Origin of the sequence: Waltera acetigignens, from assembly GCF_025567015.1 — a bacterium.
GTDB classification, from domain to species: Bacteria; Bacillota; Clostridia; order Lachnospirales; family Lachnospiraceae; genus Acetatifactor; species Acetatifactor acetigignens.
Genome location: NZ_JAOQJO010000024.1, coordinates 21,685 through 43,165, shown reverse-complemented (window position 1 = coordinate 43,165; position 21,481 = coordinate 21,685). Strand labels below are relative to the sequence as shown.

Below are 21,481 nucleotides of genomic sequence, written 5' to 3'. Positions count from 1 at the left end.
ATTTTGAAATGCAGTTAACGGGATCGGAAATTCTGGTAGAATGTCTGAAGGAGCAGGGGGTAGATACCGTATTCGGTTACCCCGGCGGAGCAATCCTTAATATTTATGACGCACTTTATAAGCACAGTGGGGAGATCAAACATATTCTGACTTCCCATGAACAGGGGGCGGCACATGCGGCGGACGGCTATGCGAGAGCTACGGGAAAAGTAGGTGTCTGCATGGCTACCAGCGGTCCCGGCGCCACGAATCTAGTCACTGGTATCGCTACGGCTTACATGGATTCTGTACCGATGGTAGCGATCACCGCCAACGTTACCTTGCCTTTACTCGGTAAGGACAGCTTCCAGGAGGTGGATATCGCCGGCGTGACCATGCCTATTACGAAGCATGGCTATATTGTGAAAAATGTGGAGATCCTAGCAGATACCATCCGCAAGGCATTCCATATTGCCAGAAGCGGCAGACCGGGCCCTGTGCTGATAGATATTACGAAGGATGTGACTGCGGCAACCTGCGAGTATACACCTGTGACCATTCAGCCGGAGGAAAGAGTGACCCGCTACACCAGAGAAGAACTGATGCTGGTAGCGGAAATGATACATAAGGCAAAGAAGCCGTATATCTATCTGGGCGGCGGTGCTATTATCTCCGGAGCAAGTGCAGAGGTGGCAGAGTTCGCGGAACTTATCGATGCACCGGTATGCGATACCCTGATGGGAAAAGGCGCTTTTGACGGCAGAAGCGAGCGCTATACAGGAATGATCGGTATGCACGGCACCAAGACTTCCAATCTGGGCGTCAGTGAGTGTGACCTGTTAGTAGCACTGGGAGCCAGATTCTCAGACCGTGTGACGGGTAACCCGAAGAAGTTCGCGGAGAACGCAAGAATCATCCAACTGGATGTGGATGCTGCGGAGATCAACAAGAATATCCGTGTGGATGCATCTCTGGTAGGAGATCTGAAGAAGACTCTGACCGAATTAAATGCCTGCCTGTCGAAACAGGAACATCCCGAGTGGATGGCACATATAACGGAACTGAAGGAAAAATATCCTCTGAAATACGATGACGAAAATCTGTCCTGTCCTTATATCATGCAGGAGATTGACCGTGTAACGAACGGAGAAGCCATCATCACCACAGACGTGGGACAGCATCAGATGTGGGCGGCACAGTATTATCATTATACGAAGCCCCGTACCTTCCTGTCTTCCGGAGGATTAGGCACCATGGGTTACGGTCTGGGAGCCTGCATCGGTGCGCAGATCGGACAGCCGGATAAGGTCTGCATCAACATTGCAGGCGACGGATGTTTCCGCATGAACATGAACGAACTGGCTACTGCCAGCCGTTACAACATTCCCATCATCCAGGTGGTCATCAACAATCAGGTGCTGGGTATGGTGAGACAGTGGCAGACACTGTTCTATGGGAAACGCTATTCCCAGACAGTACTGAAGGATAAGGTGGATTTCTGCAAGGTGGCAGAAGGACTGGGCTGTACCGCCATCCGCGTGACCAAAAAGGAAGAAGTGGCACCGGCCATCGAGAAGGCCATTGCCCTGAAAGCACCGGTACTGATCGAGTGCATGATCCCGGAGGATGATAAGGTATTCCCCATGGTTCCGGCAGGAGCCCCCATCAGCGAAGTGTTTGACGGAGATGATTTGAAAAGGCAGTCCTGATGAAAAAGACGACGAAAAGATTAGTTTTGGCAGTACTTTTATTTTTGCTGTTATTACTGACCGGATATTTTATTCTGGCATTTTATTACAGAGAAGGCTTCTCTGTAAATACCTGGATCAACGGTGTCTACTGTACCGGAAAAACGGTGGAGGAAGTGAATTCGGAGCTTTTGTTGCGTACAGAGGCTCCGAATATTGTCATCGTGGACAGAGAGGGGACAGAGTATACAATCTCTCTTGCGGAAGCAGATTATCAGGCAGATTACAGTAACGTACTGGAACATTACCGGCAGGAACAGAATCCGTTCCTGTGGGTGGACAATGTTCTGTTTCACTCCCGGAGGGAACTTTCTCCCACAGTGACCGTGGATGTGGATGGGCTTCGGAGAGCTTATGATTCTCTGGAATTTGTACGGGCCGAACAACAGAAGAACAAGGATTACAGCCTTGCCCGGGATTCGTCGGGCGAGTACGTCTTCACGGATGGACTTGCGGGACGCATTGACTTGGAGAAGGCTTTTTTGGCGTTGGAGAACACAGTAGAAAACGGGCAGGAGACGTTAAACCTGTCAGATAGTGGCTGTTATTATGACATCACTCCAAATGAGAACCAGAAAACTCTGCGGAATCTCTGGAAGGAGATTGAACGTTATCAGAGATGTGATATTGTCTATTGCTTTGGACAGGAGAGACATCCGGTGACGGCAGCGGACTGTGCCTCTTTTCTGGTGACGGAGAATGGTCTGCCGGTGACGGATCAGACCGGTAACTTTGTACTGGATGAAGAAGCCGTGACGGCGTATGTAGAGCAGCTGGCCGAAAAGTATGACGGTTATGGCCGTACCAGACAATTCCACAGTACCAGAGGAGATGTGATCACCATCGAGGGCGGCACCTATGGAAGCAAGCTGGATCAGAAAAAAGAGACTGCATACCTGATGGAGCATCTGCTGGATGCCGGTGTACATACGGGGACACAGCAGTCCCATGTTCCCACTTACGAGAGAGAAGCTTTCTGTTATGGCAGGGATGACATCGGAGATACCTATATCGAAGTGGATATGACACAACAGAAAATGTACTATTATGAAAAGGGGGAACTGCGGCTGGAGACGGATGTGGTGACCGGCAACATGCGCAGACGTATGGGAACACCGGAGGGGGTGAATTTCGTCTATAACAAGCAGAAGGACAGAGTACTGCGGGGACCGGGCTATGCCTCCCCTGTGAAATTCTGGGTACCTGTAAAGGGCAGCATCGGTATCCACGATGCCAGCTGGAGAAAAGAGTTCGGAGGGGACATCTACCAGACTGCCGGTTCCCATGGCTGTATCAATACACCGAAGGACAAAATGGAAGAATTGTACGACATGGTACAGATCGGTACCCCTGTCGTAATGTTTTATTAATAAAACAGACATTTTCTGACAAAATGTGTGCGGGATGCGAACATTTTGAAAATAATTTAACAATGTAGTTGACTAAAGCAAATGAAAAGCTTATTCTATACCTATGCTTTTTATAAAAAATTTAGAAAATATCGAGGAGGTCTTTGAAAATGGCAAGAGTGTATAACTTTTCCGCAGGCCCTGCAGTACTCCCTGAGGAGGTATTGCAGGAAGCAGCCGATGAAATGCTGGATTATAGAGGAACCGGCATGTCCGTAATGGAGATGAGCCATCGATCTAAAGCCTATGATACGATCATTAAGGAAGCGGAAGCTGATCTCAGAGAACTGATGAATATCCCGGACAACTATAAGGTACTGTTTTTGCAGGGTGGTGCGAGTCAGCAGTTTGCCATGATCCCCATGAACCTGATGAAGAACCGTGTGGCAGACTACATCGTAACCGGTCAGTGGGCGAAGAAGGCATATCAGGAGGCTTCCCTGTACGGCAAGGCAAATAAGATCGCTTCTTCTGAGGATAAGACCTTCTCTTATATTCCCGATTGCTCCGATCTGCCCATCAGCGAGGATGCCGATTACGTGTACATATGCGAGAATAATACCATCTACGGTACGAAATTCAAGACCCTGCCCAATACCAAGGGTAAGCCCCTGGTTGCAGATGTATCCAGCTGCTTTTTATCCGAGCCGGTAGATGTGACAAAATACGGTGTGATCTATGGCGGCGTACAGAAAAATATCGGACCTGCAGGTGTGGTTATCGTGATCATCCGTGAGGATCTGATCACCGAGGATGTGCTTCCCGGTACACCGACCATGCTTCGTTATAAGATCCATGCAGATGCGGATTCTCTGTACAATACGCCTCCCGCATACGGCATCTACATCTGCGGCAAGGTATTTAAATGGCTGAAGAAGATGGGCGGTCTGGAGGCAATGAAGGAGCGCAATGAGAAAAAGGCGAAGATCCTGTATGACTACCTGGATGAAAGCAAGCTGTTCAAGGGAACCGTCCGCAAGGAAGACAGATCCCTGATGAATGTTCCGTTCATTACCGGTAATGAGGAGTTAGATGCCAAATTCGTCAAAGAGGCGAAGGAGGCAGGCTTCGAGAACCTGAAAGGTCACAGAACCGTAGGCGGCATGAGAGCAAGTATCTACAATGCGATGCCCATCGAAGGTGTGGAGAAGCTGGTAGAGTTCATGAAGAAGTTTGAAGCGGAGAACGCTTAAGGGGGAGAAAAATGTTTCAGATCAATTGCCTGAATCCCATTTCCAAAGTGGGACTGGATCGTCTGACAGCAGACTATAAAGTAATCGATAATATGAATGACGCAGAGGGCGTTCTGGTCCGCAGTGCTTCCATGCATGAGCTGGAGCTGCCGGAAAATCTGCTGGCAGTAGCGAGAGCCGGTGCCGGAGTCAACAACATTCCTCTGGATAAATGTGCGGAAAAGGGTATCGTAGTATTCAATACTCCCGGTGCCAACGCCAATGGCGTAAAGGAACTGGTGATCGCTGGTATGCTGTTAGCTGCCCGTGATGTGGTAGGCGGTATCGAATGGGTCAAGGCATCCAGGGATAATGCGGATATTGCCAAATCTGCAGAAAAAGAAAAGAAGAAATTCGCCGGTACGGAAGTAATGGGCAAAAAGTTAGGTGTCATCGGTCTGGGCGCTATCGGCGTTAAGGTGGCCAATACAGCAGTAAGCCTCGGTATGGAGGTCTATGGCTATGATCCTTATGTATCTGTCAATGCTGCATGGAACTTAAGCCGTTCTGTCAAGCATGTGACGAATGTGGAAGAAATTTATGCAGACTGTGATTACATTACGATACATGTACCGCTTCTGGATTCCACAAAGGGTATGATCAACAAGGAAGCTATCAGCAAAATGAAAGATGGCGTGGTCCTGTTAAACTTTGCAAGAGATCTGCTGGCAAATGAGGCAGATGTCCTGGAGGCATTAAAGAGTGGCAAGGTAGCCCGTTATGTATCTGATTTCCCGAATCCTACGACAGCAGGACAGCCCGGCTGTATCGTGATCCCTCATCTGGGCGCAAGCACCGAGGAATCCGAGGATAACTGTGCGAAGATGGCTGTGGAAGAACTGATGGATTATCTGGAGAACGGCAATATCCGCAACAGCGTAAATTATCCTGCCTGCGATATGGGCGTATGCAGCCAGGCCGGAAGAATTGCAATTTTCCATAAAAATATTGCCAATATGTTGAATCAGTTTACCGCAGTGATCGGTGAGAAGAACATCAATATCTCCGATATGACCAATAAATCCCGCGGTGAAGTGGCATATACCATGCTGGATATTGAAAATGCGGCAACACAGGATCTGGTAGAATCCTTACAGAAGATCGACGGTGTCTTCCGCGTACGTGTGGTAAAGTAAGACATTTGTCTGAATAGCAGAAAAATATGCAGGCATCGGCTATAAAAGGCCGGTGCTTGCTTTACGTTTCCGGTGTAATGCCAAAAACAGCGGAAATAGTGGTAAAATCAGTGTAAAATGTCAGAAACTTACAGACATTTTTTCGTAAAAGCGTTGTATGATATGAGGGAATCTGTTATACTTGGCATGGACCAAAGACGTAAGCCACAAGAGAAAGAAGGAACAAAACAGATGAAATTTGATATGCATTGTCATACAAAAGAAGGATCTATGGATGGAAAGGTTCCTATTGACGATTTTATTGCGGAATTGATCCGCAAGGGTTTTAACGGTATGCTGGTCAGTGATCATAATTCTTATAATGGTTACCGCACGTGGAAACGAAATATAAAAGATCAAAAATTTAAAGACTTTGTGGTGTTGAAGGGGATTGAATACGATACCATTGATGCAGGACATATTCTGGTGATCATGCCGGAGACCATTAAGCTGAAAATTCTGGAGCTTCGTGGATTGCCGGTGCAGATCCTGATCGATATCGTGCATAAGAACGGTGGAATATTAGGGCCGGCACATCCCTGCGGAGAGAAATATTTAAGCTTCACCAATACCCTGAAGAAGCGGAATCAGATGGCGGTGATGAATCAGTTTGATTTTCTGGAAGGCTTCAATGCCTGTGAGAGTGTAGAGAGCAACCATTGCGCAAAGGTACTGGCGGAAATGTACGCACTGCCAACCTTCGGTGGAAGCGATGCTCACAAAACGGACTGTATCGGTATGGCGTATACCGATATACCAGAGAAGATCAGTTGTGAATCCGATTTGATCCGGGCAGTGAAGCTGGGAGAAGGAATCAAATGCGGAGGCTCCTATTACCGCGGCACTACCAAGGAGAAAATCGGAAAAGCCAATAATATTCTGGTACAGTCCTTCTGGTTCTACAACAGACTGGGAAGCCTGTACCGGCATCACAGAAGAAAGGCAGAAATGCATAAGATGGTATAGGTCCTTTGGGCCTATACTTTTTTTATACACATCGTAATCTAAGTTCATAAATTCTTAAGATGCTTTTACTATAGAAATAGGGTATAATGTGCATAGATAAGTAAGAAATATGGATTGCTCCGTAGAACTTGCTGTCAGGGGGAACCCGTAGGATTACAGACCGTAATAAAGAGGAGAAAAATGTATGAGAAAAAATTTAAGGGGCAGAAAAGCAACTGCGATTGCTCTGGCATCCGTTATGGCAATGTCGCTTGCAGCCTGCGGCAAGCAGGATGGATCGAATCAGGGGGGACAGACAGAACAGAAGGAATATGTATATGTTCCCGAATACCTGGAGCTGGACGATAATACGAATTCCAGCTACAGTAACATGACAGTACAGGGGGATAAACTGTATTATACAAATTACCAATGGGATGAAGCTTCCGGTGAGAGCAAGGTCGTGCTTGGAGCTTATTCGCTGACAGACGGTTCCAGGGAGGACCTGCCGATCACCATTAATGCTGACGGCGGTGGGATCTATTCCATGCAGGCAGACGCAGAAGGTAATATTTATACTGCGGAATTTGAGTGGAATGCCACAGAAGGTGATGACGCTTATACACAGCAGACGACGGTATTGCACAAGTACGATGCATCCGGTACGGAACTGATGGCACAGGATATCACGGACATCATGCAGCAGGATGAGAACAATTCTTATGTGGGCAGCATGTGCCTGGACGACCAGGGCAGATTTTATATCAGCTCTGATTCACTGATCCGGCTGTTTGGCAGTGACGGACAATTTCAGGGAGCTGTGCAGACGGACAGCCAGTGGATCCAGGGCATGGGAAAAGCAAAAGACGGCAAGGTATACCTGGCTTATTATGACCAATCCGGCAACGTGAAGCTATCCCAGATCGACTTTGACGGCAAAGCATTGGGACAGACATATGATAACTTCCCGAACACGAACGGCAACGGAGGCTTGTGTGCCGGAATAGAAAATGATCTTCTGGTGAATACGGATACTGCCCTGTATGATTATAGTCTCGCAGACCAGAAGACTACCGAAATACTGAGCTGGCTGGACAGTGATATTAACGGCAGTTATGTTACCTATGCCGCAGCCACCGCAGATGGTAAGATCCTGGCAGTGGTCAATGACTGGAACACAGGGGAAACTGACCTGGTGAAGCTGACCAGAACCAAGGCCAGTGAGGTGGCACAGAAGTCCCAGATCACGATCGGAACCCTGTATACCTCCCAGAGCCTTCAGGCGGCAGCCGTAGCCTTCAACAAGCAGAGTAATGAATATCATGTCAATATTAAAACATATATTGATGATAATAATTGGACCGAAACTTCCTGGTCAGATGGCATTACAGCCATGAACAATGATATTACCTCCGGAGCCGGGTGCCCGGATATCCTGGATCTGTCCAACCTGGATGTCAAGGAACTGGCTTCCAAGGGTGTATTTGAGGATATGACACCATATCTGGAGAAGAGCAGTGTATTAAGCAAGGATGATTTCTTTGAAAATATTGTAGACAGTTATACCTTTGACGGAAAACTGGTGGGAATTCCCAAGAGCTTCACCTTAAGCACGATCGTCGGCAGAACCTCCGAAGTGGGTGATAAGAAGGGCTGGACCATTGATGATATTATAGCCTATGCAGGCCAGCATGAAGGTGCTTCCCTGTTTGAGGGCATGACCAAGAGCGGCATGCTGTACACACTGTTAGCCTATGATCTGGACAGCTATATTGACTGGGAGACGGGAAAGTGCAGCTTTGATTCGGAAGATTTCCAGAAAGTACTGGAATTTGTCAATACCTTCCCCGAAGAGTATGACTGGCAGAATGATGACAGATCTACACCGGCGAAGATCCAGTCCGGTGAAGTACTGTTGAATATGACAGGCATCTATCAGCTGAACAGTATTCAGGAGGAGGAAGCTATGTTCGGTGAGCCGGTAACCTATATCGGATATCCTACCTCCGGCGGTGGCAGCGGTACTTATATGCAGGCCAGTGAGCTGTATGCGATTACCGCCAAATCCTCCAACAAGGACGGCGCATGGGCATTTATTGAGAACTACCTGAATCAGCCGTTTGATGATCTATATTCCTATGGACTTCCCGCCAGAAAGTCTGCACTGGATGATATGGTGGAGAAGGCACTGAATGTGACATATATGACAGATGAAAACGGTGAGCAGATCCTGGATGAGAACGGGAATCCGATTCCGGAGGACGGTACTTCCGGCATCAGTTACGGAGACTGGGAGTACACCTATCACACTCCTACCGAGGAAGAAATCAATATTCTGAAGGAGCTGATCAGTGTGGCTGAACCTTCCAGTGCAACCGGTAATGATGAGATCACCAATATCATCACGGAGGAAGCGGAAGCATTCTTCAAAGGTCAGAAGTCCGTAGCGGATGTGGCAGGTGTCATTCAGAGCCGTGTACAGGTCTATGTGAATGAAAACAGATAAAGGAAAGGCTTAAAATATCGTGAGCAGACAGCATGTGAAACATACGCGTAAGCATCACAAATTAGATAGAAGAATGCGAAAACTCAAGAGGAGCTCGGGGCTTTTTATAGCCCCCAGCTTCCTTGGAGTTCTTGCGTTCTTTTTTCTACCCTTTCTGGTTGTGATCTTTTATTCCCTGGTGGACAATCCCATCAGTATGAATTTTGTCTTTTTAGACAACTTTAGAAATGTAGTGCAGAATGCCGCTTTCCGTACAGCGGTACATAATACTGCTGTGTTCTCGGCCATTGCCGTACCGCTGGCAGTGGTATTGTCCCTGCTGCTTGCCATTGTATTGGAATCCAAACTTCCGTTCCGGAGCCAGTTCCGTACGTTTTTCTTAAGCCCCATGATGGTACCGGTAGCCTCCATCGTGTTGATCTGGCAGGTATTGTTTCATTATAACGGTGCAGTCAATGATCTGCTGGGAGTCTTCGGCGTAGAGAAGATTGACTGGCTGAAGTCCAGCTATTCCATCATTGTTATCGTAATCCTGTTTTTGTGGAAGAATCTTGGATATAATATGATCCTGTTCATGGCAGCCCTGGCCAGCATTCCCAATGAGCTGCTGGAGGTGGCGAGGCTGGAGAGCGCAACACCGCTGCAGACCTTTTTTTACATCAAGATCCGGTATCTGTCCTCGACTTTTTTGTTTGTGACGATCATGTCCCTGATCAGCTCATTTAAGATCTTCCGTGAGATCTATCTGCTGACCACGGATTACCCTTATGACTCCATCTATATGCTGCAGCATTTCATGAACAATAAGTTCAAGAGTCTGGATTATCAGACGCTGTCTGCAGCGGCCATATTGATGTCCTTAGTCATGATTGTGATCATCGGACTTCTGTTCGCAGTGGAAAATCATTTCGGAAAGGATGTGGAAGGCTGATGGAGCAGAAGATGAAAAAACCTGTCCCACCGGAGCTTAGAAGGGCGATCCGGTTCAAGAAGAGAAAGAAGATATTTGAGAATATCCGCATCAGCATAGCAACAGTGATCGCAGCCTTTTTTGCCATACTGTTCCTGATGCCGATCGTTCTGACGATCACCAATTCTTTCATGTCATCTTCGGAGATATCAGCGAACTATGGTTCCGTATTTGCCACAAATGATAAGGGCGGCAAGGTCTATATTTCCGAAAAAGTGAATTTGAAATTTATACCGGATATTGTATCCTTTAGCCAGTATACTACGGTACTTTTGAAAAGCCCGGAATATCTGCTGAAATTCTGGAATTCCGTGATCCTGGTGGGACCGATCGTACTGTTTCAGCTGATCGTGGCATCGCTGGCGTCTTATGGATTCGCCAGGTACTCGGGGAAGCTGAGGTCATTGGTATTTTTTTCCTATGTGATATTGATGCTGATGCCGTATCAGGTAACGCTGGTACCCAATTATCTGGTGGCGGAAAAGCTGAATATATTAAATACGTACTGGGCCATCTGGCTGCCCGGGATCTTTTCACCCTTTGCAGTCTATCTGCTGACGAAGTTCATGAAGAGAATTCCTGTGGGGGTCATGGAGGCGGCACAGATTGACGGTGCCGGAGAGTGGCAGATCTATCGGCTGATCTGTATGCCATTGTGCAAAGGTGCGCTGTGTTCCGCAGCCATCCTTGTATTTATCGATTACTGGAATATGGTGGAACAGCCTCTGATCCTGTTATCCGATGCGGAGATGCATCCCTTGTCCGTATTCTTAAGCAAGATCAATTCCGGAGAGATCGGACTGGCATTCGCCGTGGCTACGATCTACATGGTGCCCAGCCTTTTAGTATTTCTCTATGGAGAAGAATATCTGGTAGACGGAATTACCTACCAGGGCGGTGTCAAAGGCTAGGATCACTGATTTTTGAGGATATACCGGCATGGATCCGACTGTCGGAGTACAGATAGAAAGAGAAGTATAGAGGAGAAGCAAGATGAACGAGAACGGTGGAAAAAAGAGAAGAGAATGGGTTAAAAATGCAGCCATTATATTCTTGTCTGTAATGTTAGTGCTGACATTTTTCTCCAACACATTTATGAACTATTCCCTTCCGGAGGTGGCGGCACAATATGTACAGTCTGGCACCATCACGGCGAAGATCCGCGGTACCGGTACGGTGGAAAGCGGAGATCCTTATAATGTGAAGATCAGTGAGACCCGTACGATCTCCAGTGTTCTGGTAAAGACCGGGGACAAGGTAGAGAAGGGAGCTCCCCTGCTGTTACTGGAGGATAAGGAAAGCAAGGAACTGACCGATGCCCAGGCTGCGTTGGATAAGGCAATGCTGGATTTTGAGCTGGCATTGTTATCCGGTGACATTTCCAATTCTACCTTCCAGAATGTACAGAACGGAAATGTGGCTTCCATAAACACTTATCAGAGTCGCATTGTGGCGGCGGAGGCAGAGATCGACAGATGGCAGAAGCAGGTGGATGAAGCCACCAACGCAATCAATCAGCTGAAGACCGCACAGGTGAACGTGGATGCCGGAGGAACGCCAGACACCGGTTCGGAGCAGAATAAGGTGAACGCAGCCCAGGCAGCATTAAACAGTGATGAAGTCAAGATTGCGAAAGACAAGATCAGCGAATGGCAGGCAGCTCAGGCCACCTGTCAGGCCACCATCGATAAATACAATGAGAACATTGCAAGTTCGGTATCCGGTAATGGCTTTGTCAATCAGGTGACAGAGGACGAATACCAGCTGGCACTGAAGAACAGGGAACAGTATCAGTCGCTGATCAATGAACGACAGGCATTTATCAATAACAATCCGGACAAGGTGAAAGCATATGATGAGAAGGTAAAAGCGCTTGCAGATGCCAACAAGGCACTGGCAGATAAACAGAACAGCAAGGAGAACAGCACCAATTCCCTGACGGTGCAGACCCAGAACTGGCAGACCGAACTGGATAAACGAAATATCCAGCTGAAAGCAGCACAGGATACCAAGGAACAGCTGCTGAAGGATATTTCCACGGAACTGAATCTGGATTACCAGTTAGACAGTCTCCAGAAGCAGAGAGATGATATCGCAAAATTACAGGAGAATGCGGTAGGTGCCAGCATCGAAGCCCCCATTTCGGGTACCATTACCAGCGTAACAGTCAAGGCAGGAGACGAGGCACAGCCGGATACTGCACTGGTGACCATGCAGCCGGAGGGTAAGGGCTTTACCATGAGCTTCTCCGTGACCAATGATCAGGCGAAGAGACTTTCTGTGGGAGATAAGGCAGACCTGGTGAACTCCTGGAGATACAGTGATATGGATATTACCCTGGCCAGCATCAAGCCGGATACCACAGATCCAGGACAGAAGAAGCTGCTGACCTTTGATATCACCGGAGATGAAGTGACACCCGGACAGTCCTTAAATGTATCCGTAGGACAGAAGAGTGCCAATTACGATCTGATCGTACCCAACAGTGCCATCCGTGAGGACAGCAACGGTAAGTTTATCCTGATCGTGGAATCCAAGAGCAGTCCTCTGGGCAATCGTTATGTTGCAACCCGTGTAGATGTGGAAGTGTTGGCAAGTGATGACACCCAGTCCGCAGTGAGTGGGGCGTTATATGGCTCTGAATTTGTCATTACGACATCTACCCAGCCGGTAGAGGCAGGAAAGCTGGTCAGACTGGCAAATAATTCATAAAAGGTCTTTCAGACGGAAAATAATTTAACAGGAAGGAAGAAACAGATCAGATGTTTCGGATTCGAATACAGAATAAAAAGAAATGCATATGGTACTGCAGTGCAGTAGTATCCTTTCTTCTGTTCCTGCTTTTGCTGGGATGGACCAACCATCTGGCAAATACCCAGGATGCCCAGCAGATGGCCGGACGCTGGAGTGAAAAAAAGGATGTGGCACAGATCAGCTGCTTTTTCTCCTCCAAAGCGGAAGTGACGGAGGATACCATTCAAAGCTTTGAATATTCACTGAAAAATGTGCTGCAGGAGGCCTCTATTACAGAGACCTCAGAGAACCCCAGTGCAAGACTCTGGGTGGATGCCTACAGTGCGGACGGCAAGATCACCCTGGTCAACGGGAAAAATACGCTGGATGCCAATGCCATCGGTATCGGCGGAGACTTTTTTATGTTCCATCCGTTGAAACTGATCACCGGCGCCTATTTTTCCGGTAATGATCTGATGCAGGATTATTGTATCATCGATCAGGATGCGGCCTGGCAGCTGTTCGGCTCTAATGATGTGGTGGGCATGACAGTATATATCGGCAATGTACCCCATATCGTCACCGGTGTGGTGCAGCGCCCGGACAGCAGAATGGATAAAGCGGCGGGACTGAATTCCACGGTGGTCTATGTGTCTTATGAGACACTGTCTGCTTATGGTACGAATAACGGGATCAATCATTACGAGATCGTGATGCCGAACCCTGTGGATGAGTTCGCCTACGGCAAAGTAAAAGAAGGGATCGGCATAGATGAGAAAAACGTTGAGATCGTGGAAAACAGCAGACGTTATTCTCTGCCCAACCGGATCAAAACAATCCTTGCCTTCGGAACGCGTTCCATGAACGGAAAAGCCATCATCTACCCCTACTGGGAGAATCTGGCGAGAGGCTATGAAGACATTATTGCATTGCTTACGGTAGTTATGCTGCTTCTGTTATTATATCCGGTAGTGACCGTTATCTGGTGCTTTGTACACTGGTGGCGCCATAAGGGCTGGACCTTGAAGGAGGTATGGCATACCGGTAAGGATAAGGCAGAGCGGGCTGTGGAACGCCGCAGAGAGAAAAAGCACCCCCACAAGGAGAGGGATGTCCTGGAGGAATTGGAACGGGAACTGGAGGAAGACCCTTATGCAGACAGTGAATTCTCCTGGCTGACGGATGAACCGGCGGAGGAAACAGAGCTTGCGGATGCAGCTTCGGAAGAGCCGGAGAAAGCGCAGACAATGAACATGCAGACAGAGGAAACGCAGACACCGGAGGAGACAAAAGAGGAACAGCAGTCGTAAAACAACAGACACAGACAAGAAAAGGAGAGGGAGAATGAAAAAGAAAGGGAAAAAACTGATCAGTATCGCGTTGACCGTGGCAATGATCGCAGGTCTGACTGCCTGTGGAAAGGGTAACGGCGGGAACGGAAACGGCGGCAGCAGTGCGGCCGATGCCAGTCTTGCAAAACAGTATGTATTTAAGGAACAGGCCCTGGATCTCAATATGGATTCAGACAATATGAATATTGATCTGCTGACCAGAAAGGGAGATACGGTTTACCTTCTGTTTGAGACCTATGAATATTCCGATAACGGCAGTCAGAGTACGCTGCATCTTACTACAATGAAACAGGATGGTACCGTCATTGGCACCGTAGAACTGCCTATGTGGAAGGAAGGAGAGGCTCCGGCTACTCCGGCACCTGCACAGGGCGGTGAGGCTTCTGGGGACGGAAATGAAGCAGTGCCTCTTACGGAGCAGGCGGCCAGCACACAGGATATTGCGGCAGCGGATATGGATGTGGTAGATGCACCGGCAGGGAACAGCAGTTATACTAGCACATCGCTCAACAATTGTACGGTCGGCTCGGATGGAAATGTCTACGGAATACGCAATTACTATAGTGAGACATATTCCGAAGATGATTACAGCAGTACGAATGATTATACATTGATCTGCTGGAGTGCGGATGGGACTATCTTATGGGAAGCTGATCTGAATGATATGAATACAGAAGAAAGCTATTCCTGGGTACATAGTATCATCCCCAATGAGGATGGGACCCTGACACTGATGTTAAGCGGTGATAAAATAGAGAAATGCACTGTGACGGAAGAGGGTATCACAGACCGGAAGGAGCTGCCAGAGGCAGCAGCAACACTTTTCAACAATGCAAGCTCGAATATCATTACGCCGGATGGCAAGCTGCAGATCATCTATTATGATGAGAGCAATTACACGGATATGTATATCGCAACCTATGATCCTGCAACAGATGCGGTATCAGAAGGAATAAAGCTTTCCTCGACACTGACCAACGGCGGTTATTATAATATGGTGCCCGGAGACGGTGACATCCTGTACTATGCCGATAGTAACGGATTGTTTGGTTATAATGTGCAGACACAGGAGTCGAAGCAGATCATGAGTTATATCAATTCAGATCTGGCTGCCGGCAGCCTGAACAATTTCCTGATACTGGACGAGGAACAGTTCCTGGGCTTTTACTATGATAACAACGAAGGCAAAATATGCGGCGGTCTGTTCACCCACGTGAAGCCGGAGGATATCAAGGACAGGATCGTTCTTACACTGGCCGGTAACTATATCGACTATGATCTGAAGAGAAAAGTAGTAGAGTATAATAAGTCCGGTGACACTTACCGTATTGTAGTCAAGGAATACAATACCTACAACACTTCAGAGGATTATACTCTCGGTGTGAAGCAGTTAAATAATGATATCATCTCCGGAGGAATGCCGGATATTCTGGTCGTGGACAGCAATATGTCAATGGACAGCTATATTGCCAAGGGACTGGTGGCAAATGTGGATGATCTCATTGCGGGGGATGAGGAATTATCGAAAAACGACTATCTGCAGAATGTCTGGGATGCGTACCGTGTGGACGGTAAACTGTACTATGTGATTCCTTCCTTCTATATCTCTACTATGGTAGGAAAAGAATCTATTTTCGGTGACCGTACCTCCATTACTATGGAAGAACTGCAGACGATCCGGGATACCATGCCGGAAGGAACCGCACTCTTCAGTGATGAGACCAGAGACAGCTTCCTGTATACCATGATGAATTATTGTGGCAGTGATTTCGTGGATGTATCCACCGGAAAATGTGCATTTGATACGGATAATTTCGTGGCAATGCTGACCTATGCAGCCGGGCTGCCGGTAGAATATGGAGAGGATTACTGGGGAGAGGATTACTGGAATAATTATGAATCCCAGTTCCGTGAGGACAGAACCCTGCTGGATACCATCTCCATCAGCAACATCCGTGACCTGAACGGTACGATCAACGGTGTCTTCGGTGAGGATATCTCCTTTGTAGGCTTCCCGACCGATGGAGACATGGGATCCGTATTATGGGCAGGTAACAGGATGTATGCGCTGTCTGCAAAATCCAAGAACCTGGACGGTGCATGGGAATTCCTGCGCTACTATCTGACACAGGAATATCAGGATAAAATACAGGAACAGGAATACAATCTTCCGGTACTTCGCAGCACCTTTGAGAAGAATGTGCAGGATGCTACGAAGAAGCCGTACTATATGGATGAGAACGGCAACAAAGTGGAATACGATGAGACCTATTACATCAATGGGGAGGAAATACTGCTGCCGCAGCTGACACAGGAGCAGGTGGACAGGATCGTAAGCTTTGTGGAAAGCGTGAACAAGAGAGGATACTATAATGAGGCAATCTCCAATATCATTTCGGAAGAAGCCGGAGCATACTTCTCAGGACAGAAGAGTGCGAGAGATGTGGCAGGTGTCATTCAGAGCCGTGTACAGGTCTATGTAAACGAGAACAGATAAACGGAAGATAGCACTGCGTAGAGCAGAATAGTAAAAGATGGCGGTCTGTTGAAAAACAGGCCGCCATTTATAGCAAGGTGCCTTAGCCAAGGCGGATGGGAATGCCCTGCTTTTTCAGATGTGTCGTCAGGGTAAGCTCCTGTCCGTGCTCCCTTAACCACTGCTTATAGATCCGGTAATCCGGCATGATGCGCTCGACCATGTTCCAGAAGTCCTTCGAATGGTTCATATGAGTCAGGTGGCAGAGCTCGTGGACTACCACATAATCCAGAGGACCGGCGGGACCGTAGATCAGGCGGTAATTGAAGGATAAAGTTCCTCTCGAGGAACAGCTTCCCCAGCGGGTCTTCTGGTCACGGATGGTGATAGTAGTGTAGTGCCCACCGGTGAACCTGTGGTAGTATTCCACACGGTTCGTAAACACTTCTCTGGCAGCATTCCGATATCGGTTTTCCAAAGCCTGCAACCTGCGGAGCTCCGCAACGGTCAGCGGCTGATTGTCATATAGATTCATGAGAGTGCCTTTCACATACAGGGATGTTCATCCTCTGAGTATCGTTGTAAGTTTGAACAGATTAAATATACTGCGTATGGCTTGAAAAGTAAACGCAGAAATTGTAGAATAGTGCGTGACGGCTCGCAGACGAAACGTCTGTTTCGGAAATAAGGCCTGCCGCAAAGCAGTGCAGGCGTATTCATGTGATTTGGAGAATGATAAGGACGGAACCGTTACAGGAAAGGAAAACTGTAAATACTATGGGTAAATGTATTTTGATCGGCGCAGGAGATCTCACGATGGGAGAGCTGTCTGTGACGGAGGAAGATTATGTGATCGCGGTGGACGGCGGCTTAAGCTACTGTGGGATACTGAATGTGGAGCCGGATCTGATCATCGGAGATTTTGACTCGATGAGCGAACAGGAGAAGCTTGCTGTGGAACAGCTACAACAGACCGTTCCGGAGAAGATCTGCCGCCTGCCGGAGTGCAAGGATGACACAGACATGCTGGCAGCTATCAAGCGGGGGCTGGAGCTGGGCTATACCGATTTCCGTATTTATGCGGCCACCGGCGGGAGATTTGATCATACTCTGGCGAATATCCAGTGTCTGCTGTATCTCAAAAATCACGGCGCGGTGGGGTACCTGGTAGACGGTACGGGAATGGTGCTGGTACTGCAGAACGAAGCCGTGCATTTCCGGAAGGAGCTGGAGGGCACCATGTCGCTGTTTGCCCTGACGAAGGAGGCAAAAGGCGTGAATATCCGCGGCATGAAATATTCTTTGGAAAATGCTGTGATCACCAACGATTTCCCCATCGGGATCAGCAATGAATTCCTGGGAGAGGAAGCAGAGGTGTCCGTGGAGGACGGTGAACTGGTATGCATGATCCGGTATTATGAGGATGAAGTATAACCATGGCAGCCGGAAATGTACGCTTCGAAGATGATCAAGGAGGTGGCACCGAATGTCCACCTCCTTGGTGTTTTTGCGAAAAAAATCTTTAGAAAATCTTTCGTTTTTTCAGTAGGTGAAATTAGAAATTATAAATTAGAATCAGAAACAGACAGGGGAGAGGATCCCCTTGCCGCATGTGGCAGAATGAGAGGGAGTCATGGAGAACAATAAATATCATATTCTCATCGTGGAGGATGATAAGGAAATCCGGGATGGTGTGGAAATCTATCTGAAAAATCAGGGGTATCAGGTATGGAAAGCTGCCAACGGTAAGGAAGGACTGGAGATCGTAACACGGGAAGAGATTCATCTGGCTATCCTGGATATTATGATGCCGGTGATGGACGGTGTGACAATGTTAATGAAGCTGCGGGAACAGAATCACGAGTTCCCGGTGATCATGCTGTCCGCCAAGTCCGAGGAAGTAGATAAGATCATGGGATTAAATATGGGAGCGGATGACTATGTGACCAAACCCTTCACACCGTTGGAGCTGTTGGCGAGGGTGAATTCCCATCTGCGCAGATATTCCAAATATCTGACGGCGGTCAGTGGGGAAGAACAGGAAAAATCCCATGTGTATACCATCGGTGGACTGGAACTGAACGAAGAAACCGTGGAAGTGACGGTGGACGGAGAAGCAGTGAAGCTGACTCCTATGGAATTCAAGATCGTACAGCTCCTGATCAAGAATCCGGGCAGAGTATTTTCCGCGGATGAGATCTACGAGCGTATCTGGAACGAGAAAGCAGTCAACACGGATACTATTATGGTACATGTGCGGAACATCCGGGAGAAGATCGAGATCGATCCACGCAACCCCAAATACCTGAAAGTGGTATGGGGTGTAGGTTATAAGATCGACAAACAATAAATGCGGATGTGGGAAACAAAGCGTTTCGGCAGGCAGAGGGAAATGACTGGAGAGGTGTAAGAATGGAACAGGTAACAGAGGCTGTGAAAGAAGCGGAGACAACAGAACACAGAGAACACAGAGAACACAGAGAACACAGAAAGCCCGCAGTCAAATGGCTGATCATCGGATGGATTGTCAGTCTGGCAGCTTCCGGCATTTTTACCGCCTGTTACGGAATCTTCGAGCGCAGGGCGGAGAGCAGGAGAAATGAACAATACATTGCGGATCCGCTGGAGACGTCGAATACGATTACTTATCTGTATCAGAACTGCTATCTGCTCTACCGTGATCTGTACAACAAAGAACACCAGACTTCCTTAAGCTATGGAGAATTATATATGCAGTCCACGGAGGGGAATGAATGGCTCAATGATGACCAGAAGCGGGCAGAAATGGCGGACGGAGATACGGAGGACCTCACCATACCGGAAGGAGAAGATCCCGAAGACTATGTAGCCCAGGGAAGCTTTGCAGTACAGACCAGGGAATACCTGGAAGAGCACTTCAATACCCTGGAAAGCTCCTTTGGTCAGCTGAATAATTTGTATGATTATAGGATCCGGGATACTAAGACCGGAGAGATCCTAAGTAATCTGGCGGATACGGATATTGTGGCGGAGGACCAGAGCTTTTATCTGACTTTTGTATTTGACGACTATGGAAATGATGCCACCTTAGGGAATACGGTGATCGGATCGGATACGACAACCCTTCGCAAGACAGCGGCGGAAGTGATCCGTAATTGCGGTCTTACGCGCATGGTGGATGCCAATATGGGCAGCGAAATCTCTGCCGGTCATAATACCATGTTCCGGCTGGAAATGCCGAGAAATTGTGAGATCACCTACTGCATCTCCAGACAGGCGGCACAGAGTCTGGGACAGAACGGTCAGTATATTTATTATGATCAGGACATGAACAATGTCAGTGTTTACTTTTCCATGGGAGACCAGTATACATCCTACTATCTGTCCGGATGCCAGCAGATGTTTCTGATCCTGTGTCTGTTGATCTTCCTGCTGGCGCTTGTATTGCCGGGACTTGAGGAAGAGAGAGCCTGGGAGAAGGTGGTTCTGCTGAAGCTGCCTGTCGAGGCGATCGTTGTGATCCTTGTGGTGATCGCCGGCATTGGAAGTGAACAGGTGGTAGGACTGGTATCCTGGGTAAGGAGCGGTCATGCGCTGAACACGGTTTTACAGGGAAACAGTGCGCAGATACAGATGTCGACCACAATACTGACCTATGCATTAAATGTTCTGGCAGTGGCAGCCTTGTTTTTCATTGCCTGGTGCTTGGGAGTATCCCTGCGGGCAATGCGGGTTCAGGGAGCCAGAGCGTATTTGAGACAGCACAGCTTGTGCTATCTGTTAGTGCCTTTCTGGAAAAAACTGTGGAGAGGAATGAAGAAGGGATTCTCCATTGGCAGGGATAAGGTGGTGGATGTCTATCATGATGCAGAGCATTTTGATGTGACGAAGGATGCCAAAAAGCTGATCCTGCGGATTGTGCTGTGGAATGCCCTGATCCTGGTGGTGATATGCAGTCTGCCGCTGGGAGGACTGACCATCGCAATCATCTATTCTGTGATACTGTACTTTCTGCTGCGGCGCTATATCAGCAAATTACAGAAAAAGTATGGTTTGTTATTAAAGGCCACTAATGAGATCGCCCAGGGCAATCTGAATGTGACCATTGAGGAGGATCTGGGAGTATTTGAACCCTTCAAGCCGCAGATCTACCGGATCGAAGAGGGCTTTCGTAATGCAGTGGCGGAGGAAGTAAAGAGCCAGCGGATGAAGTCGGAACTGATCACGAATGTATCCCACGATCTGAAGACCCCGCTGACGGCTATCATTACTTATGTAAAGCTGCTGCAGGAGCCGGGAGTGACGCAGGAGCAGCGCAAGGAGTATCTGGAGACGCTGGATCGGAAAGCTTTGCGGCTGAAAGCACTGATTGAAGACCTGTTTGAAGTCAGCAAGGCAAATTCCCGGAATATCACGCTTGATATCCGCGATGTGGATATCGTAAGCATGGTCAAGCAGGTGGAATTCGAGATGGAAGACAAGCTGACGGATGCCGGACTGGAAGTGCGGATGAGCCTGCCGGAAGAGAAGGTCATCGTGCCGTTGGACAGTCAGAAAACCTTCCGTATTTTTGAAAATCTGTTTGGCAATATTGCCAAGTATGCGTTACCCGGCACCAGAGTCTATGTCAACGGTTTCACGGCAAAAGAGGATGTGACGATCATCTTAAAAAATATCACGGCACAGGAGTTGTCCGTATCCGGAGAGGAACTGACGGAACGGTTCGTCAGAGGAGACACCTCACGTAATACCGAGGGCAGCGGACTGGGGCTGGCCATCGCCAAAAGCTTCACGGAACTGCAGAGCGGCAAATTCCGGATCGAACTGGACGGAGATCTGTTCAAGGTGGTATTGACCTGGAAAGTAAAGTCACAGAATGGTCAAAATATGGTTCCCAGAGAGTCTGAGACGGCAGAAAAGAACGAAAACAGTGACTGTTTATCATAAAATCTGTTGCATGATAATAATAAAATAAAT

At 48.1% G+C, this 21,481-nt stretch carries 15 protein-coding genes; 14 read left to right on the top strand and 1 reads right to left on the bottom strand.

Annotation, left to right across the window (positions count from 1 at the left end):
• The first annotated feature begins 8 nt into the window (after window positions 1-8).
• The 11 genes from ilvB to OCV96_RS17825 all read left to right on the top strand — a co-directional run bounded on the left by ilvB (window position 9) and on the right by OCV96_RS17825 (window position 16,546).
• Window positions 9-1,688 carry a biosynthetic-type acetolactate synthase large subunit gene (ilvB, locus tag OCV96_RS17875; RefSeq protein ID WP_227733325.1) on the top strand — a complete coding sequence of 560 codons (1,680 nt, stop codon included), beginning with the start codon at window positions 9-11 and terminating at the stop codon, window positions 1,686-1,688.
• Entirely contained in the window at window positions 1,688-3,097 is a 1,410-nt protein-coding gene (locus OCV96_RS17870; protein WP_227733324.1) for a L,D-transpeptidase family protein, read from the top strand. The genes ilvB and OCV96_RS17870 overlap by 1 nt, the downstream gene beginning before the upstream one ends.
• Before the next feature lie 149 nt (window positions 3,098-3,246).
• Complete coding sequence (gene serC / locus OCV96_RS17865) at window positions 3,247-4,329, top strand: 3-phosphoserine/phosphohydroxythreonine transaminase (protein ID WP_022153863.1); 1,083 nt, start codon at window positions 3,247-3,249, stop codon at window positions 4,327-4,329.
• An 11-nt stretch (window positions 4,330-4,340) separates the two neighbouring features.
• Window positions 4,341-5,504 (top strand): phosphoglycerate dehydrogenase, encoded by a 1,164-nt coding sequence (locus tag OCV96_RS17860; RefSeq protein ID WP_227733323.1) that lies wholly within the window; start codon window positions 4,341-4,343, stop codon window positions 5,502-5,504.
• Window positions 5,505-5,735: 231 nt separating this feature from the next.
• Window positions 5,736-6,509 carry a PHP domain-containing protein gene (locus tag OCV96_RS17855; RefSeq protein ID WP_118669464.1) on the top strand — a complete coding sequence of 258 codons (774 nt, stop codon included), beginning with the start codon at window positions 5,736-5,738 and terminating at the stop codon, window positions 6,507-6,509.
• A gap of 184 nt (window positions 6,510-6,693) precedes the next feature.
• Window positions 6,694-8,994 (top strand): ABC transporter substrate-binding protein, encoded by a 2,301-nt coding sequence (locus OCV96_RS17850; protein ID WP_227733322.1) that lies wholly within the window; start codon window positions 6,694-6,696, stop codon window positions 8,992-8,994.
• 196 nt (window positions 8,995-9,190) lie between these two features.
• Complete coding sequence (locus tag OCV96_RS17845; protein WP_262595071.1) at window positions 9,191-9,925, top strand: carbohydrate ABC transporter permease; 735 nt, start codon at window positions 9,191-9,193, stop codon at window positions 9,923-9,925.
• Window positions 9,925-10,875: a carbohydrate ABC transporter permease gene (locus OCV96_RS17840; protein WP_262595070.1), complete on the top strand. Its 951-nt coding sequence runs from the start codon at window positions 9,925-9,927 to the stop codon at window positions 10,873-10,875. Before OCV96_RS17845 ends, OCV96_RS17840 begins: the two co-directional genes overlap by 1 nt.
• An 82-nt stretch (window positions 10,876-10,957) precedes the next feature.
• Window positions 10,958-12,676 (top strand): HlyD family efflux transporter periplasmic adaptor subunit, encoded by a 1,719-nt coding sequence (locus tag OCV96_RS17835; RefSeq protein ID WP_119623593.1) that lies wholly within the window; start codon window positions 10,958-10,960, stop codon window positions 12,674-12,676.
• Between the two features lie 50 nt (window positions 12,677-12,726).
• Window positions 12,727-14,007: an ABC transporter permease gene (locus OCV96_RS17830; protein WP_119623594.1), complete on the top strand. Its 1,281-nt coding sequence runs from the start codon at window positions 12,727-12,729 to the stop codon at window positions 14,005-14,007.
• Window positions 14,008-14,041: 34 nt separating this feature from the next.
• Window positions 14,042-16,546, top strand: coding sequence for an extracellular solute-binding protein (locus tag OCV96_RS17825; RefSeq protein ID WP_262595069.1), 2,505 nt, complete (start codon window positions 14,042-14,044; stop codon window positions 16,544-16,546).
• Window positions 16,547-16,628: 82 nt separating this feature from the next.
• Here the strand turns inward: OCV96_RS17825 and OCV96_RS17820 are convergent, their stop codons facing one another.
• On the bottom strand, window positions 16,629-17,060 hold the full coding sequence (locus tag OCV96_RS17820; RefSeq protein ID WP_262595068.1) for a M48 metallopeptidase family protein: 432 nt from the start codon (window positions 17,058-17,060) through the stop codon (window positions 16,629-16,631).
• 242 nt (window positions 17,061-17,302) lie between these two features.
• Between OCV96_RS17820 and OCV96_RS17815 the strand changes: the two genes are divergently transcribed.
• From OCV96_RS17815 to OCV96_RS17805, 3 genes are all read left to right on the top strand, one after another.
• A complete protein-coding gene (locus OCV96_RS17815) occupies window positions 17,303-17,959 on the top strand; it encodes a thiamine diphosphokinase (RefSeq protein WP_118731341.1) in 657 nt (218 codons plus the stop codon).
• 199 nt (window positions 17,960-18,158) lie between these two features.
• Window positions 18,159-18,875 (top strand): response regulator transcription factor, encoded by a 717-nt coding sequence (locus OCV96_RS17810; protein ID WP_117466933.1) that lies wholly within the window; start codon window positions 18,159-18,161, stop codon window positions 18,873-18,875.
• Window positions 18,876-18,937: 62 nt separating this feature from the next.
• The gene (locus OCV96_RS17805; RefSeq protein WP_262595067.1) at window positions 18,938-21,451 is read left to right on the top strand and encodes a sensor histidine kinase; all 2,514 of its coding nucleotides are present in this window, start codon (window positions 18,938-18,940) and stop codon (window positions 21,449-21,451) included.
• The last annotated feature ends 30 nt before the right edge of the window (window positions 21,452-21,481 follow it).

Bases quoted from the DNA above. Each gene is read 5' to 3' on its own strand.
- ilvB (WP_227733325.1), top strand. From the start codon at position 9: ATGCAGTTAACGGGATCGGAAATTCTGGTAGAATGTCTGAAGGAGCAG.
- OCV96_RS17870 (WP_227733324.1), top strand. From the start codon at position 1,688: ATGAAAAAGACGACGAAAAGATTAGTTTTGGCAGTACTTTTATTTTTG.
- serC (WP_022153863.1), top strand. From the start codon at position 3,247: ATGGCAAGAGTGTATAACTTTTCCGCAGGCCCTGCAGTACTCCCTGAG.
- OCV96_RS17860 (WP_227733323.1), top strand. From the start codon at position 4,341: ATGTTTCAGATCAATTGCCTGAATCCCATTTCCAAAGTGGGACTGGAT.
- OCV96_RS17855 (WP_118669464.1), top strand. From the start codon at position 5,736: ATGAAATTTGATATGCATTGTCATACAAAAGAAGGATCTATGGATGGA.
- OCV96_RS17850 (WP_227733322.1), top strand. From the start codon at position 6,694: ATGAGAAAAAATTTAAGGGGCAGAAAAGCAACTGCGATTGCTCTGGCA.
- OCV96_RS17845 (WP_262595071.1), top strand. From the start codon at position 9,191: ATGAATTTTGTCTTTTTAGACAACTTTAGAAATGTAGTGCAGAATGCC.
- OCV96_RS17840 (WP_262595070.1), top strand. From the start codon at position 9,925: ATGGAGCAGAAGATGAAAAAACCTGTCCCACCGGAGCTTAGAAGGGCG.
- OCV96_RS17835 (WP_119623593.1), top strand. From the start codon at position 10,958: ATGAACGAGAACGGTGGAAAAAAGAGAAGAGAATGGGTTAAAAATGCA.
- OCV96_RS17830 (WP_119623594.1), top strand. From the start codon at position 12,727: ATGTTTCGGATTCGAATACAGAATAAAAAGAAATGCATATGGTACTGC.
- OCV96_RS17825 (WP_262595069.1), top strand. From the start codon at position 14,042: ATGAAAAAGAAAGGGAAAAAACTGATCAGTATCGCGTTGACCGTGGCA.
- OCV96_RS17820 (WP_262595068.1), bottom strand. From the start codon at position 17,060: ATGAATCTATATGACAATCAGCCGCTGACCGTTGCGGAGCTCCGCAGG.
- OCV96_RS17815 (WP_118731341.1), top strand. From the start codon at position 17,303: ATGGGTAAATGTATTTTGATCGGCGCAGGAGATCTCACGATGGGAGAG.
- OCV96_RS17810 (WP_117466933.1), top strand. From the start codon at position 18,159: ATGGAGAACAATAAATATCATATTCTCATCGTGGAGGATGATAAGGAA.
- OCV96_RS17805 (WP_262595067.1), top strand. From the start codon at position 18,938: ATGGAACAGGTAACAGAGGCTGTGAAAGAAGCGGAGACAACAGAACAC.